14 protein-coding genes are annotated in these 15,039 nt (G+C 64.9%); 10 read left to right on the top strand and 4 right to left on the bottom strand.

What is annotated here, in order from left to right; translation table 11 throughout:
• The first annotated feature begins 41 nt into the window (after positions 1–41).
• Positions 42–437 carry a hypothetical protein gene (locus CAPP_RS07535; protein WP_076598760.1) on the top strand — a complete coding sequence of 132 codons (396 nt, stop codon included), beginning with the start codon at positions 42–44 and terminating at the stop codon, positions 435–437.
• Here the strand turns inward: CAPP_RS07535 and CAPP_RS07530 are convergent.
• Complete coding sequence (locus tag CAPP_RS07530; RefSeq protein WP_084560516.1) at positions 407–1,606, bottom strand: glycerate kinase; 1,200 nt, start codon at positions 1,604–1,606, stop codon at positions 407–409. The genes CAPP_RS07535 and CAPP_RS07530 overlap by 31 nt on opposite strands.
• Before the next feature lie 168 nt (positions 1,607–1,774).
• Between CAPP_RS07530 and gdhA the strand changes: the two genes are divergently transcribed.
• The 7 genes from gdhA (at position 1,775) to CAPP_RS07495 (ending at position 8,162) form a co-directional block, all read left to right on the top strand.
• Positions 1,775–3,121, top strand: coding sequence for an NADP-specific glutamate dehydrogenase (gene gdhA, locus CAPP_RS07525; protein ID WP_200803262.1), 1,347 nt, complete (start codon positions 1,775–1,777; stop codon positions 3,119–3,121).
• A gap of 95 nt (positions 3,122–3,216) precedes the next feature.
• Positions 3,217–3,963 carry a DivIVA domain-containing protein gene (locus CAPP_RS07520; protein ID WP_076598762.1) on the top strand — a complete coding sequence of 249 codons (747 nt, stop codon included), beginning with the start codon at positions 3,217–3,219 and terminating at the stop codon, positions 3,961–3,963.
• A gap of 48 nt (positions 3,964–4,011) precedes the next feature.
• Complete coding sequence (locus CAPP_RS07515; RefSeq protein ID WP_076598763.1) at positions 4,012–4,575, top strand: YceD family protein; 564 nt, start codon at positions 4,012–4,014, stop codon at positions 4,573–4,575.
• Between the two features lie 11 nt (positions 4,576–4,586).
• Positions 4,587–5,345, top strand: a complete 759-nt coding sequence (gene rnc / locus CAPP_RS07510; protein ID WP_076598764.1) for a ribonuclease III — start codon at positions 4,587–4,589, stop codon at positions 5,343–5,345.
• An 11-nt stretch (positions 5,346–5,356) separates the two neighbouring features.
• Positions 5,357–6,223, top strand: a complete 867-nt coding sequence (gene mutM / locus CAPP_RS07505) for a bifunctional DNA-formamidopyrimidine glycosylase/DNA-(apurinic or apyrimidinic site) lyase (RefSeq protein WP_076598765.1) — start codon at positions 5,357–5,359, stop codon at positions 6,221–6,223.
• Between the two features lie 63 nt (positions 6,224–6,286).
• Positions 6,287–7,837 (top strand): alanine/glycine:cation symporter family protein, encoded by a 1,551-nt coding sequence (locus CAPP_RS07500; protein ID WP_076598766.1) that lies wholly within the window; start codon positions 6,287–6,289, stop codon positions 7,835–7,837.
• Between the two features lie 40 nt (positions 7,838–7,877).
• Entirely contained in the window at positions 7,878–8,162 is a 285-nt protein-coding gene (locus CAPP_RS07495; protein WP_076598907.1) for an acylphosphatase, read from the top strand.
• Between the two features lie 3 nt (positions 8,163–8,165).
• Here CAPP_RS07495 and CAPP_RS07490 read toward each other — a convergent pair whose 3' ends face one another.
• From CAPP_RS07490 to CAPP_RS07480, 3 genes are all read right to left on the bottom strand, one after another.
• On the bottom strand, positions 8,166–8,618 hold the full coding sequence (locus CAPP_RS07490) for a protein-export chaperone SecB (RefSeq protein ID WP_076598767.1): 453 nt from the start codon (positions 8,616–8,618) through the stop codon (positions 8,166–8,168).
• 3 nt (positions 8,619–8,621) lie between these two features.
• Positions 8,622–9,047 (bottom strand): helix-turn-helix domain-containing protein, encoded by a 426-nt coding sequence (locus tag CAPP_RS07485; RefSeq protein ID WP_076598768.1) that lies wholly within the window; start codon positions 9,045–9,047, stop codon positions 8,622–8,624.
• A 63-nt stretch (positions 9,048–9,110) separates the two neighbouring features.
• Positions 9,111–9,404 (bottom strand): type II toxin-antitoxin system RelE/ParE family toxin, encoded by a 294-nt coding sequence (locus tag CAPP_RS07480; RefSeq protein ID WP_159437728.1) that lies wholly within the window; start codon positions 9,402–9,404, stop codon positions 9,111–9,113.
• A 173-nt stretch (positions 9,405–9,577) separates the two neighbouring features.
• Here CAPP_RS07480 and smc point away from each other — a divergent pair, with 173 nt between their 5' ends.
• Both smc and ftsY read left to right on the top strand, forming a co-directional pair.
• The gene (gene smc, locus CAPP_RS07475; RefSeq protein ID WP_076598770.1) at positions 9,578–13,045 is read left to right on the top strand and encodes a chromosome segregation protein SMC; all 3,468 of its coding nucleotides are present in this window, start codon (positions 9,578–9,580) and stop codon (positions 13,043–13,045) included.
• A 30-nt stretch (positions 13,046–13,075) separates the two neighbouring features.
• Positions 13,076–14,878 (top strand): signal recognition particle-docking protein FtsY, encoded by a 1,803-nt coding sequence (gene ftsY / locus CAPP_RS07470; protein ID WP_412459489.1) that lies wholly within the window; start codon positions 13,076–13,078, stop codon positions 14,876–14,878.
• The last annotated feature ends 161 nt before the right edge of the window (positions 14,879–15,039 follow it).

The raw sequence follows: 15,039 nt of genomic DNA, 5'->3' as shown, positions 1-15,039 counted from the left end.
GGTGCGTCATGCCTTTCAAGGCTATTCGCTAGTCTGTCTGCATGCCGACGATTCAGTTTGACGTGCTTGTTCCCGACGAGGCAGCAGGAAAGCAGGTGGAAGACGCGTTCGCGAGCGCCGTGGAGATCCTTGTGCGCCACGATCGCCTCACATCCGGTTCCGTCACGCGCGAGACGGAGCCGGATGTGCACGAGGACTTGCTGGCGCAGCTGCGCCGCGCCTACGAGGAAGAACGCGGCGAAGAACCGGGCGACGCTGCCGTCCAGCGCTACCTCATCACTGCGGAGGGGGCGAGCTCGGTGAACCAGCTCGCGATGGGGCTTTCGCGCGTGCTCACCCCGAAAGCGGACCTGCCGAAGGACCCGGTGGCGCTGGAGCGGCAGCTGGACTTCGAGCTGCCAGCCGTTTATCCCTGGGCCGTCGAAGTGTTGAGGTAGGCCACTGCCGCCTCCGCCCCGGCTCGCACGAGCTGTGCGCGGACGTCGTCGTGGTCGGCCTGCTCACCGATATTGACCGCGAGCGCGCCTTCTGGAACGTCCGCCTCGAATGCCCCGGCGAGGATCGCTACGGTGGCGCCGCTTTCCTGGGCCAGCTCCGTCACCACGGAGGCGACCTTTCCGGCGGCGGACTGCTCGTCGTATTTCCCTTCGCCGGTGACGACGAAATTCGCCTCGGCGATTCTCTCCTTCAGGCCCTGGGCTGCCGCGACGGTGCGGGCGCCGGAGACGACGTGAACGTGCTCGGTCGTGCCGTGCATGAGTTCGGACAACCACGTGATGCCGATGGGCAGGCCGCCGGCGGCACCGTAGCCCGCCTGGTCAGGATCCACTCCGGTGACCTCGCACAGGTGTGCCAGCGCCGCGTCGACCTTCTCGACCTCCTCGGGGCTCGCTCCCTTCTGCGGGCCGAAGATATGTGCCGCGCCCTGCGGGCCGGTGGCGGGGAATTCCGAGTCCGCGAGTAGGACCCACTCCACCGACGCGGCCGGGATATTCACCTTCGCGGTGTCGAAATGGTCGAGCTCGCCCAAGGCGCCGCCGCCGTGGCGGAGCGGGTGGCCGTCGGCGTTGAGCGGGTTAGCGCCGAGCGCGACGAGTATGCCGGTGCCGCCGTCGATTGTTGCGGAGCCTCCCAGGCACAGCACGATGCGGCGGGCGCCCCGGGTCTGTGCGTCGGCGATGAGAACGCCGGTGCCGTACGTGTCGCCGGTGAGCGGCACCGGGTTGTCCTTCACCGCGGGTAGACCGGCCGCCGCGGCGACATCTATATAGGCCGTTTCTTCGGACGCGTTGTAGACGTAGCTCGCCTCCGTCAGGCGCCCGGCGGCGTCGGTCGTGGGGAGAGTGACGGTCTCGCCACTGAAGAGCTCGGCTGTTCCCTCGCCCCCATCTGCCATGGGGATGTGTGCAATGTCACAGTCGATAATTACGGACTGAATGCCCTCCGCGATCCACGCCGCCGCATCCTGCGCGCTCGCCGATCCTTTGAACGAGTCCGGCGCGACGACGACGCGGGCTGTTTTTGCGTCGGCCACAAAATTCGCTGGTAAGCCCGCCCTCTCGTCGTCGACGGAGGAACTCTCGGGCTGAGGATACGGATTCGTCATTTTGAAAGTGCTCCTTTAGATTCCAGCCCGGGCGCGGCGGGGCATGAGGTGTTTGTGCATTGCGTTCGACATCCCAGACGTTATCAATTCGGCCAAGAGCCAAGATCAATCACTGTGACCCGGACTATAGTTTTTTAATTATCGAGCAGTCGGAAGAAAGGATCGATGGTGACGTCGAACGAAGACCAGATCTCGGGTTATTACAATAAGCTCCTGAAGCGCAACGCGGGGGAGCCGGAATTCCATCAGGCAGTGGCGGAGGTTCTTGACTCGCTCAAGATCGTCCTGCAGAAGGATCCCTATTACAACGACTACGGACTGATCGAGCGTCTCTGCGAGCCGGAGCGCCAGATCATTTTCCGCGTCCCCTGGGTCGCGGACAACGGCGAAGTTCGCGTCAACCGCGGCTTCCGCGTCCAGTTCAACTCCGCGCTCGGCCCGTACAAGGGCGGCCTGCGCTTCCACCCGAGCGTGAACCTGGGCATCATCAAGTTCCTCGGTTTCGAGCAGATCTTCAAGAATTCGCTGACCGGCCTGCCCATCGGCGGCGGCAAGGGCGGCTCGGACTTCGACCCGAAGGGGAAGTCAGATGCCGAGGTCATGCGTTTCTGTCAGTCGTTCATGACTGAGCTGCACCGCCACATCGGCGAGTACCGCGACGTCCCAGCCGGCGACATCGGTGTTGGCGGCCGCGAGATCGGATACCTGTTCGGTCAGTACCGCCGCCTGACCAACGAGCACGAATCGGGTGTCCTCACCGGTAAGGGCCTCACGTGGGGCGGCTCACTGGTGCGCACCGAGGCCACCGGCTTCGGCACCGTTTACATCGCCAACCAGATGATGGAGCACAACGGCGAATCCATGAGCGGCGCCAAGGTGATCGTCTCGGGTTCCGGCAACGTGGCAATTTACGCGATCTCCAAGGCCCAAGAGCTCGGCGCCACCGTCGTCGGTTTTTCCGATTCTTCCGGTTGGGTGGAAACCCCGAACGGCGTCGACGTGGAACTACTCAAGGAGATCAAGGAGGTTCGCCGCGGACGTGTCAGCGAGTACGCCGATCAGATCGAGGACGCGACGTTCCATGCCGATGGCTCCATCTGGGACCTTGAAGCTGATGTCGCCCTCCCATGCGCGACCCAGAACGAACTGGACGGCGAGCACGCCAAGACGCTGGTGGACAACGGCGTCAGGTACGTCGCTGAGGGCGCGAATATGCCGTCGACCGCCGAGGCCATCGAGATCTTCCGCGCCAACAAGATCCACTTCCTGCCGGGCAAGGCTGCCAACGCCGGCGGCGTGGCCACCTCCGCGCTGGAGATGCAGCAGAACGCGTCACGCGACTCGTGGAATTTCGAGTACACCGACACGCGCTTGAAGCAGATTATGGAGAATATCTTCCGCAACACCTCGGCCACTGCCGCCGAGTACGGCCACGAAGGCGACTACGTGATCGGCGCCAATATCGCCGGCTTCAAGAAGGTCGCCGACGCGATGCTCGCCCAGGGCGTCATCTAGGCCGGTTCACCCAGGCAGGCTTTCAGCCGACCTATTGCAGGACACGCGCCCCGGCTTGCCGGGGCGTTCGTCGTTTCGCCAGTACGCTTGGGCCCATGTACCGCGTATTTGAAGCTCTCGATGAACTGGTCAATACCGTTGAACAGGCCTACGGCGTTCCGATGACGTCGAATTGCATGGTTCCCCGCAACGAAGTGCTCGCGCTTCTCGACGACATCCGCAACGCCTTCCCCGTCGAGATCGACGATGCGCAGGATGTTCTGGATAAGCAGGACGAGATCCTGCGCGGTGCCGAGGACCGCGCGGACGCGATTATCGGCGACGCGGAAGGGGAGGCCCAACGCCTTGTCTCCGACGCGCACAATGAATCCGAGGCTATGCTGAGCGATGCTCAGCAGCGTTCGACCCTCATGGTCGCCAACGCTGAGGAAGACGCCAACAACACCGTCACCCGCGCTCGCGATGAGGCGGAGCAGACGGTGGAGCGCGCTCGCCGAGAAGCGGAGCGTCTTGTCGCGGACGGTAACGAATCCTACGACCGTTCCGTCGCTGAAGGTCTGGAAGAGCAGCAACGTCTTGTCTCCGAAGCCGAGGTCACCCGCCGCGCCGACGAAGAGGCGCACCGCATCGTCGAATCCGCCCACGCGGAGTCCAGCCGTCTGCGCGGCGAATGCGACGACTATGTCGACGGCAAGCTCGCCGAATTCGAGGAGACGCTGAGCGGCGTGCTGCGCACCGTCACCTCCGACCGTTCGGCCCTGCGCCAGGGGGCCGGCGCGTCCGGCCGCTACGAGCGCGAGGTGCGCGGTGACCGTGCCGAACGAGGCGGCTACGCCCGCTAACTCTCCCTGCGCCTAGCGGAGTCGCCGCAATGTATTGTGGTGTGCGTTATGGCTACTAATCCGTTTGTTGTGGATGTGTCGGAAGCTCTGCGTGGCGACGGACTTCCGGTGACCACCACCTTGACCGGCCCGTCGCCCTCGCGCATCGGCCCGGAAATGATCGCCATCCCCGAAGGCCAAGAGGTCACCGTCGAAGCGACCGTCACGCCGCTCGGTGGAGGCGTGCTTGTCGACGCCACGGCGACCGCCCAGCTCAAAGGCCAGTGCGTCCGCTGCCTCCGTGAGCTCACCCCGACGGAGGAGATCTCCGTCTCCCAGGTCTTTTCGGGCTCCGACGACTTCATCACCGGCGATGACGCCGGCGAAGAGGACGACGGTTCGGGCGACGACGTGCCGCGCATTATCGACGACACAGTGAACCTCGAGCAGGCGTTCATCGACGAAGCCGGCCTGAATCTCCCGTTCAACCCGGTCTGCGAGCCGGCGTGCCCGGAGGACTCCGACGTGCCCACCCCCGACGGGGTGTCCGGCGAGAAGAACGATCTCGTCGACCCGCGCTGGGCGGGCCTGGAGAAATTCCTGTCCGACGAGGACAGCGGCTCTAAGAAGTAGCTGGGGGTCACGTGCCACGCGCGAAAAAGAACAAGATTCCTGGCGACCAGGCCTTGGCTGAAGCCTTCGCGGCCGTCGACCACACGCCGCTGCTGGACGAGCTCGGCGTCGAGATCGACGCGGATGAGCTGCGTCTCGCGCTCACGCACCGCTCGTTCGCGAACGAGCACGGCACTCTGCCGAATAACGAGCGACTCGAGTTCGTGGGTGATGCCGTGCTGGGGCTGACCATCGCGAACGCGCTGTTCGAGAAATTCCCGTCCCGGCCCGAGTCGGACTTGTCCCCGATGCGAGCCCGCATCGTGTCGCGCTACGGGCTCGCCGAGGTCGCGCGCGAGATCGGCCTCGGCGCGCACATCCTGCTCGGCAAAGGCGAGGAGACCACAGGCGGCCGCGACAAGGACTCGATTCTCGCGGACACCACCGAGGCGGTGCTCGGCGCTATCTACCGCCAGCACGGCTTCAACCCCACGCGGGATGTCATCCTGCGCCTTTTCGGCGACAAGATCGACAACGCCCATTGGATCCAGGACTGGAAGACCGAGCTCCAGGAGCGCGTCGCGGAACTCGGCGGCAACCCGCCCGTCTACACCGCCACCGCCGCGGGCCCGGAGCACGAGCAAGTCTTCACCGCGCAGGCGCTTATCGACGGCACCTCCCGCGGCACCGGCCGCGGCCACAACAAGAAGACCGCGGAGCAGAACGCCGCCCGCGAAGCCTTCTTCTATCTCAAAGACCACCCGGAAACCATCGCGTTGCGTAAAGGATAGGGTGGTCTGACGTGCCTGAGCTCCCTGAAGTGGAAGTGGTGCGCCGCGGACTCGACGCGCACGTGGTCGGGTCGACATTCGGCGTCGTCGAGGCGCTGCACCCGCGCGCCGTTCGCGGCAACGATGTCGACCTCGCCGCGGTTCTGCCCGGATTGACCATTACTGGCACAGACCGACGCGGCAAATTTCTCTGGCTCACGCTTTCCGACGGTGCCGCGCTTCTTGTCCACCTCCGCATGTCCGGCCAGATGCTCGTCGGCGCACCTGGGCTGGTCGACAGCCCTCATCTGCGCATCCGGGCGGAATTGCACGGGCCTGCTGGCATTCAGGAACTCTCCTTTATCGACCAGCGCACCTTCGGCTCCTGGCAGTATGTTCCGCTCACCGGTCCGGACAGCGAAGCGGCGGCGAGCGGGTTCCGGTCCGTGCCCGCCACCATCCCGCACATCGCGCCGGATCCGTTCGAGCCCGAGTTCGATCCGGTGGCCACTGCGAGAAAGATCCGCACGAAGAAGGTCGCGGCCAAGACTGTCCTGCTTGACCAATCCGTGGTCAGCGGCATCGGCTCTATCTATGCCGACGAGGCGATGTGGGCCGCGCGTGTGAAACCCACCCGCAAGGGCAAAGCTCTACGGCAGCGCGATGCCGTGGCACTGCTCGAGGAATCCCGCGCCGTCATGGCACGCGCGCTCGAGGCAGGCGGCACAAGCTTCGACTCCCTCTACGTCAACGTCAACGGCGCAAGCGGCTACTTCTCCCGCTCGTTGAACGCCTACGGGCAAGCGGGAAAGCCGTGCGCACGGTGTGGCAGTCCGATCGTGCGTACGGTGGTCAACGGCCGGTCGAGCTATTACTGCCCGGTGTGCCAGACGCGCTGACACACCCTTAAAAGCACCACTAAAAACCGGTGGCCAGCCCCACTGGCATATAGAATTTCCGGCATGGAAAAACTCGAGTCGCTCGTGACGGACTCCGTCAACGACAACCTGTGGAAAGTCATCCCGTTCCTGCTGTTGGGAGCGGGAGTGTACTTCGGTCTGCGCACCATTTTCGTTCAAATCCGCATGGTGCCCGAGATGTTCAAAGCTGTCGCGGAAAGCCCGAAAGGCAAAGACCGCGACGGACGCGACCTCGACGGAGAATACGGCGGCATCTCCGCCTTCAAAGCATTCACGATCTCTGCTGCCTCGCGCGTGGGCACCGGCAATATTGCGGGCGTAGCGCTGGCCATCACCTTGGGCGGCCCGGGAGCCGTCTTCTGGATGTGGATCATCGCCCTGGTCGGCGGCGCGACCGCATTCGTTGAGTCCACACTCGCGCAGCTCTGGAAGACCAAGGACACCGAAGGCAACTACCACGGCGGCCCGGCGTACTACATCACGCGCGGTCTCGGCGAGAAGTGGAAGCCGCTGGCAGTCATCTTCGCCGTGGCCATCTCGATCACCTACGGCTTCATCTACAACGCCATCCAGACCAACTCCATCGTCGAAGCCGTCGGCGGCTCTCTGGGCACCGACTCGAACACCATGAAGGCAGTCGTCGCCGGCGTCGTCGCCGTCGTCGCTGCCTTGATCATCTTCGGCGGCGTCACCCGTATCGCCAATGTGACCCAGGTGGTCGTCCCGTTCATGGCACTGGCGTACATCATTGTCGGGCTCATCGTGCTCGTTGTGAACTACCGCGAGATCCCCGGAATGTTCTCCCTCATCGTCGAGCACGCGCTAGGCTTGAAGGAAATCGCCGGTGCGGCTGTTGGCGCCGCATTCATGAACGGTATGCGTCGCGGCCTGTTCTCCAACGAGGCCGGCCAAGGTTCCGCCCCGAACGCCGCCGCCACCGCGACGGTATCCCACCCGGTCAAGCAGGGCCTGGTGCAGACCCTGGGCGTCTACTTCGACACCCTCTTCGTTTGCTCTATCACGGCCTTCATCGTCCTGCTCGGGCCGGCACCGATCTACGGTGAAGAGGTTCAGAGTGCCGCATTAACGCAGTCCTCCCTGTCTGACTCGGTCGGCGCGTGGGGTGCTCACTTCATCACATTCGTCCTGTTCTTCCTGGCGTTCTCCTCCGTGATCGGCAACTACTACCTCGCGCAGGCTAATATCGAGTACCTGACCGACAAGAAGTCCGTTCTCACCGTCTTCCGGCTCGGCGTGATCGGCTTCGTCATCTTCGGCGCGTTCGGCTCTCTGCCGTTGGTGTGGGCGCTCGGCGACACGATGGCCGCCACCATGGTCATCATTAACCTGATCGCGATCGTGCCGCTCGGCGGCATCGCCTTCAAGCTGCTCAAGAACTACAGCGAGCAACGCGCCCAGGGCATCGACCCTGTCTTCCACCGCGACATGCTGCCTGAGCTGAAGAACGTCGAGTTCTGGGACGGCTCCGACCCGGTCACCCGGCGCAGCGCCGAGGACCGCGTCACCGTGGACGAAGCGCGCCGCGACGGCGCCGCCGAGGACACCGACGAGGGTGGCTTGACGCGGATCTAACGCGCGCACGCACAACAGAAGGGAAGCTAGTGTGGTGCGCATGAGCACCACACGCATGACAGCTTTCGTCACCGGCCACGTTCAAGGGGTCGGCTTCCGCTGGTGGACGCGCAGTCGCGCCCTCGAACTCGGTTTGGCCGGCTACGCAAAGAACCTGAGCGACGGACGCGTGGAAGTGGTGGCGGAAGGGGAGCAAGTGGACGTCGATAAGCTCCTCGCCCTTCTTGAAGAGCAGCCGTCGACCGCCAAGCGCCCGGGTGAGGTGCGCGCGGTCGTGCCGCAGTACAGCGAGCCGAGGGGTGCTGCCGGATTCGAAGAGCGCTAACGCCTACCGCTTGAGCAGGTCGAGCACGAGAGCAGGCAAACCCATGCGTCGCGTGACATCTGAGATGTACTCGCGCGCGTAGGGGTACACCGCGAAAAGACCTGTCGTCTCAGCGAATGCCTCGAGCTCGTCTCCGCTCGGCTCGCTGTCGGGATGGGACTCGAATGCCGCCACGAACGCGCACTCCACCTCCGCGACCGGCTCCGCGTTCTCGCCGGTGTCAGCTATGCGGACGTGGAATTCCACGTTCACGAGCAACAGGCCGGCTTCGTCATCGTCGAGCGATATGCTCGCGGACGGCGACATCTCGACGTCCACATTGAGCTGAGCTGTAGGCGCCGGCACCCGGTTGAGGCCCACATTCGACTGAGCCAGGCGGACATCAAAGAGATTGCTAGTGCCCGCGATCGCTCCCGCTCGAACGCGGAGGGCTGCGTGATCGATTTCTTTGGCCATGGTTTAGCTCACCCGGATATTCCGGTAGGAAGGCAGAAGTTTCAATTGCGGTCGCTGCCCGCTGGCGTCCGGCGCAGAGACTTTCTTGGACACTGAAGCATACGGGGGGACCATGCTGGTCACATTGCCCGGGCGGTCGATGAGGATGCGGACTTTCGCGCCGGTCGCGCGTGCGTAGCGCTGAATGGTCGAAAGCTGGGGGTCGGTCTCGCCGCGCTCGAAATCGGACACGGCCGACTGGGTCGTCCGCATTTCAGCCGCGACATACTTCTGGGAAAGGCCCGACTGCGTGCGGCTCGCACGAAGCGCTTCGGTGATGGCGAGCCGTTCCTCGGCGTCGTCCATGGCAGCACGAATTTCGGGGTCGTCAACAAGTTCGTCGAAGTCGAATTCTTGGGAATTGGACTCACGGTAGTCGTCGATACGCATAGCGCCTCCTTTAATATCGGCTAGAACCGATGTCCGCCACAGTAATCGGCTTGAACCGATAGATCAATTCCCGGAGCGCCACCGTTTCAAGCGCTGCTCTGCTTTGGCCAGCTCCTGCTTCGGCGTCTTCTGCTGGTTCTTGTAAAAGCAGGACAAAATGATGAAGTGGACAGGGGAGTCCTGGATGACGATCACCCTGAAGTGGTTGTTTCCCACCTGGGCCCGGATTTCGTAGAGCTCTCCCCGTAGATGACGCAGATCGGAAAGCCCGATTCTCGCCTGCGCCAGCTGCTTGATCCTGGCGGCTAACGCACCTTGGCCTTCTTTGGTGAGCGAGCGGAATTCCTTCTTGCTCACCGGCTCGGTCTCGCCCCCGGGCGCGTACCAACGAATCTGATTTCTCGGCACGTGCGCATCCCCACCCTTCAGCTCTTCCCTGCCATTGTGACGTGAGCCTACAAAACGACCCGGACACGCTCCGTGGGCTTGAAGGAGAAAACGCCCGCACACCGTTCGGTAAGATCAGCACAATGCACCTGACATCGCTGACGCTCAAAGGATTCAAGTCCTTTGCGTCTGCGACGACGATGAAATTCGAGCAGGGCATTTGCGCGGTCGTCGGGCCGAATGGCTCGGGCAAGTCGAATGTGGTCGACGCGCTCGCTTGGGTGATGGGGGAGCAGGGCGCGAAGAATTTGCGCGGCGGGAAGATGGAGGACGTCATCTTCGCTGGCGCAGGCGATCGCAAGCAGTTGGGCCGCGCGGAAGTGACGCTGACCTTCGACAACACGGACGGCAGGCTGCCGATCGAGTACTCGTCCGTGGCCATTACGCGCCGTATGTTCCGCGACGGCGCCAGCGAATACGAGATCAACGGCTCCAAGGCGCGCCTCATGGACATCCAGGAGCTGCTCAGCGACTCGGGCATCGGTCGCGAGATGCACATCATCGTCGGCCAGGGCAAGCTCAACGAGATCCTCGAGTCGCGTCCAGAGGATCGCCGCGCGTTCATCGAAGAGGCCGCGGGTGTGCTCAAGCACCGTCGCCGCCGCGAGAAAGCGCAGCGCAAGCTCACGGGCATGCAGGCGAACCTGGACCGCCTCACGGACCTCACCGACGAGCTGGGCAAGCAGCTCAAGCCGCTCGCACGTCAGGCCGAGGCCGCGCAGCGCGCCGCGACCGTCCAAGCGGATGTCCGCGACGCGCGTCTGCGCCTTGCGGGCCACAAGGTGGTCGCGCTCAGAGCATCGCTTGACGACGCCTCCCGTGCCGCCCACCTCCACGCCCAGCAGGTCGAGACTGTCACCGAGCAGCTGACCGAGGCGGAATCGCACCTGTCCGAGGTCGAGGAGATGCACTCGGCGGCGGCCGCGAATTCGGAGCGGGCGCAGCAGCTCTGGTTCGGGTTGTCGTCGTTGGCGGAGCGGACCTCGGCGACGCTGCGCATCGCCACCGAGCGTGCCTCGCATGTCGGTGACACGACCGAATACCGCGGGCAGGACCCCGACGATCTGATCGCGCGGGCGGAGCGCGCCGAACAGCAGCACGCCGACGCGTTGGCCGAATACGAAAAGGCGGAAGCCCGCCGCAAACAGATCGCGGAGCGGGTCGGTGAGCTCGCAGAAAAAGCTCGCGCAGCCGAGGCCGAGCACATGGCCCAGGTCCGCGCGATCGCCGACCGCCGCGAAGGCGTCGTGCGCTTGCTCGCCCAGGAAGAGAGCCAAGTCGCCGCAGTGGAGTCCGCGAAGCAGGAGATCGCGCGTCTTGCCGCCGCCGCAGACGAGACCCGGGCACGCGCGCAGGAAGCCGAGGCGGAAGCGCAAGCAGCCGCCGAGAAAGTCGCCGAGATCGCCAGGGGCCGCGAGCCCCTCGAGAATGCCCATGTCCGCGCCGCCGCAGAAACCGACGCCGCCGAGCAGCGCTTGGAGCAGCTCCGTGCGGAGCAAAAGGCGAGGGAGAAGGCGGTGTATTCGCTCTCGGCCCGTATCGCGACGCTCAGCGAGACCGCCCCTGTCGCGGAGGCCGCAGATGTCTTGGGCGAGAAATTCGCGCCTGTCGCCGACCGTATGAAGCCGGATAAAGGCGTGGAAAAAGCCCTCGCAGCGGCACTCGGGGCCCACGCGGAAGCACTCGCCGGCGACGTCGACGACAGCGCGATCGCCGACGAGCTCGGCAACGCCTCCCGCGCCGTCGTCGTCGACACCGGCGCAGGCGGCCAGTCTTGGCGCCTCGATGGCACACCACCCGCTGGAACTACCTGGCTGCTCGACCACGTCAGCCTCGACGACGATGTCGTCGGTCCCATCACCCGCATTCTCGTCGATGTGGTTCTCGCCGACGATGTGGCCGCCGCGCGCCGGGCAATCGCCGACGACCCTCGACTGCGTGCAGTGACCCCCGACGGTGTTGCCGTCGGCGAAGGCTGGCTCGCCGCCGGTTCCGGCGGCGCCTCCAGCGTGGAGGTAGCCGCCCAGATCGAGGCCGCCACGGCAGAACTCGACGAGGCCCAGGCGGAACTCGACGAGCTGTCCGGCACCTTCGAAGGTGCCAAGATCGCCGCGGAGGAAGCGCGCGTGGCCGCCGCGTCGGCGAAGGCTGCGCTCAAAGAGCACGACGCGCAGGCCGAATCGTGGAAGCGCGACCACCAGCGCCTAGTCAAACAGGCGGAGCAGGCCCAGAAGCAGCATGCCAGCTCCGCGAAGCAGGCCAACGAGGCGGACATTCGGCTCAGCGGGCGCGAGAAATCACTCGCCGAGACCCGCGACCGCCTTTCCCGCGTCGAACGCCCCGACTCCGACGAGGAAGCCGATGCGACTGCGCGCGACGAAGCGAACGCGGCGCTCACGACAGCCCGGTCGGAGGAAATGGAAGCGACTCTCGCCGCCCGTTCCACCCAGCAGGCGGTGGACAACGTGGCGGGGAGGGGAGCGGCGCTCCGCAGACAAGCGGAGCACGAGAGGCAGGCGAAAGCGCGGCACGATGTGGCGATGGCGCGCAAGCGAGCGCAGGCCGAGCTCGCACAGGCCGTTGCGGAGCACGCGCGCGACCTCGCCGCGAAAATCGCAGGCTCGCTCGAGCACGCCACGCAGCGCCGCGACACGCTTTCCGCCGACGTGAAGCAGCTCGCCGCGCGGCAATCGCACGCCCGCGAGACGGTCAGCGCGCTGCGGAAGCAGCTCGCCCGGCTCGGCGACACCTCGCACGCCGCGGACATCGCCCGCGAGCAGGCGCAGGTGCGCATCGACGAAGCGGAAACAAAGATCGTCGAACAGCTCGGCATCGCCATCGACGACCTGCTCGCCGACTACTCGCCCGCCGAGGACTTCGACGAGGCAGAAGAAAAGAAGCGCCTGAAGAAAGCGGAGAAAGATCTCGCCGCGCTCGGCAAGGTCAACCCGCTCGCGCTCGAGGAGTACAAGGCGCTCGAGGAGCGATACAGCTTCCTGTCCACCCAACTCGCCGACGTGGTCCAGGCGAGGAAGGACCTGGCGGGGGTGATCGATGACGTCGATAAGCAAATCTTGCAGCTTTTCACCGACGCGTGGCACGACGTCGAACGCGAATTCCCCCGCGTGTTCGACACCTTGTTCCCGGGCGGCGAAGCGCGCCTTTTGCTCACCGACCCGTCGGACATGCTCACGACTGGCATCGAGATCGAGGCGCGCCCGCCGGGCAAGAAAGTCAAGCGGCTGTCGCTGCTCTCCGGCGGCGAGAAATCGCTCACCGCGCTGGCCATGCTCGTGGCCATCTTCCGCGCGCGCCCCAGCCCGTTCTACGTCCTCGACGAGGTCGAAGCTGCGCTTGACGACGTCAACCTCCGCCGCCTCATCGCCCTCCTTGAAGAACTCCGCGAAGACTCGCAGCTCATCGTGATCACCCACCAAAAACCAACGATGGATGTAGCGAATGTGCTCTACGGCGTGACCATGCGCGGCGACGGGGTCACCCGCGTCATTTCCCAGCGCATGAACCCTGCCCCGCGCGAGACTGCCGACTAGCCGCACCCCGACGCGCCATCTGGTGGCACTATGGGGGACATGATGAATTCAACTGTTCTGTGGGTCGTTATCGCCGTCGTCGTGGTGCTGCTCATCATCCTGGGCATCGTCATTGTCGTCGGCAACAACCGGAAGAAGTCCAAGACCGTCTCCTTTGAAAAGAAGGAGCCGGAGCAGCAAAAAGAACTCACCCAGCAGGAGAAATCCGGCAACTACCAGGCAAAGGGCGGCTTCAACTTCGCGCCCGCCGGCGCACCGACGGCCGAGAAAGAGCCGGTGCGTGTCGACGAGCCGTTGAAGCGCGACACCCCCTCCACCTCCCCTAAGGTCGCGGACGCTGGTGCCGCGGCCGGTGCTGCCGGAGCCGCAGCCGCTTCGTCCGCAAAGCCTGCTTCTGCTAAGAACACCGAGACCGCTGATGCCGCCGAGACTGAGCAGGTCGCTCCGGCACCGACCGTCGAAGACGAGGTCGATCCCGTCGAGCTCGGCGAGACCGAGACCAAAGTGATCGAGCCCGATCCGGCTGAGGTCGAGCCGGCGAAGGACCCCGCCCCGGAAGCACAGGTTGATCAGAAGAAGCCTGCAGCGGCGGTTGAGCCGGAAACCCCGGCTGAACCTGAAGACAAGCCGGGCGACATTGCCGGTGCCGATCACCCGGTCGAGCTTGAAGAGCCCTCCGATGCCACCCCTGCTGAGGCAGAGGCAGAAGCACAAGAAGCGGCTGAAGCCGCGCGGTCGACTGCCGAGGCCGCCGAGGAAGCACGCGAGCAAACGCCGGCGCCCGAGAGGAGCGAAGGAGCAGCTGCAGGCGCAGCGGGCGCTGCCGCCGCAGCCGAGCAGCCGGCAGCGGAAGAGACCGAGGCCAGCGTCATCGAGACCGAGCCGGTGCCGGACGAGCAGCTGGACGACATCGAGCCGGCGACGGGCCGCATCGGCAAGCTGCGCGGGCGTTTGTCGCGCTCGCAGAACGCGATCGGTCAGGGACTGCTTGGCATTCTCTCCGCGGGCGACCTCGACGAGGACGCCTGGGAGGAGATCGAGGACACGCTGATCATGGCGGACCTCGGCGCGGAGCTGACTATGAAGGTCACCGAATCCCTGCGCGAGAAGATCGCCGAGCGCGGCGTGTCCACCGAGGAAGAAGCGCGTGCGATGCTGCGCGAGACCCTCATCGAGGCGGGCAAGCCGGAGTTGGACCGCTCCATCAAGGCGATGCCGAATAACGGCAAGCCGGCGGTCATCCTCGTCGTTGGTGTCAACGGCACCGGCAAGACCACCACGACCGGCAAGCTGGCGCGCGTGCTCATCTCCATGGGGCACAGCGTGGTGCTCGGCGCGGCGGACACCTTCCGTGCGGCCGCGGCTGACCAGTTGGAGACGTGGGGTCGCCGCGTCGGCGCGTCCACCGTCCGCGGCAAGGAGGGCGCGGACCCGGCGTCCGTCGCCTTCGACGCCGTCAAGACAGGTGTGGAGCAGCAGGCCGATGTCGTGCTCGTGGACACCGCCGGTCGCCTGCACACCTCCACCGGCCTGATGGACCAGCTGGGCAAGGTCAAGCGCGTCGTCGAGAAGAAGTCCCAGGTCGACGAGGTGCTGCTGGTGCTCGACGCAACCGTCGGCCAGAACGGCCTGACCCAGGCGCGCGTGTTCAAGGACGTCGTCGAGATCACCGGTGTCGTTCTCACCAAGCTGGACGGCACCGCCAAGGGCGGCATTGTCTTCCAGGTCCAGGAAGAACTCGGCGTGCCGGTCAAACTCGTCGGCCTCGGCGAGGGCGCGGACGATCTCGCGCCGTTCGAGGTGGAGGGCTTTGTCGACGCGTTGCTCGGCTAAATGCGGTTGCGGTTCTATGACTAGTTCATAGGTCCAACCAAATGAATGTAAAATGCGGCTTAGGCGTGACCTATGTCGCATTTTTGCTTTTTGGGGGATTTACGCAGAGTCTGCAGGTTTACGGTTATTTCGGTCGCTACGACCAAAACGGAAAACCACAA

Source organism: Corynebacterium appendicis CIP 107643 (genome assembly GCF_030408415.1).
Lineage (GTDB): Bacteria > Actinomycetota > Actinomycetes > Mycobacteriales > Mycobacteriaceae > Corynebacterium > Corynebacterium appendicis.
This window is presented reverse-complemented; position numbering and strand designations above follow the sequence as displayed.

Excerpts from the sequence above, each read along its gene's own strand:
- CAPP_RS07520 (WP_076598762.1), top strand. The coding sequence starts at position 3,217 with ATGTACCGCGTATTTGAAGCTCTCGATGAACTGGTCAATACCGTTGAA.
- CAPP_RS07530 (WP_084560516.1), bottom strand. The coding sequence starts at position 1,606 with ATGACGAATCCGTATCCTCAGCCCGAGAGTTCCTCCGTCGACGACGAG.
- CAPP_RS07500 (WP_076598766.1), top strand. The coding sequence starts at position 6,287 with ATGGAAAAACTCGAGTCGCTCGTGACGGACTCCGTCAACGACAACCTG.
- CAPP_RS07515 (WP_076598763.1), top strand. The coding sequence starts at position 4,012 with ATGGCTACTAATCCGTTTGTTGTGGATGTGTCGGAAGCTCTGCGTGGC.
- smc (WP_076598770.1), top strand. The coding sequence starts at position 9,578 with ATGCACCTGACATCGCTGACGCTCAAAGGATTCAAGTCCTTTGCGTCT.
- CAPP_RS07535 (WP_076598760.1), top strand. The coding sequence starts at position 42 with ATGCCGACGATTCAGTTTGACGTGCTTGTTCCCGACGAGGCAGCAGGA.
- CAPP_RS07490 (WP_076598767.1), bottom strand. The coding sequence starts at position 8,618 with ATGGCCAAAGAAATCGATCACGCAGCCCTCCGCGTTCGAGCGGGAGCG.
- CAPP_RS07485 (WP_076598768.1), bottom strand. The coding sequence starts at position 9,047 with ATGCGTATCGACGACTACCGTGAGTCCAATTCCCAAGAATTCGACTTC.
- ftsY (WP_412459489.1), top strand. The coding sequence starts at position 13,076 with ATGGGGGACATGATGAATTCAACTGTTCTGTGGGTCGTTATCGCCGTC.
- CAPP_RS07495 (WP_076598907.1), top strand. The coding sequence starts at position 7,878 with ATGAGCACCACACGCATGACAGCTTTCGTCACCGGCCACGTTCAAGGG.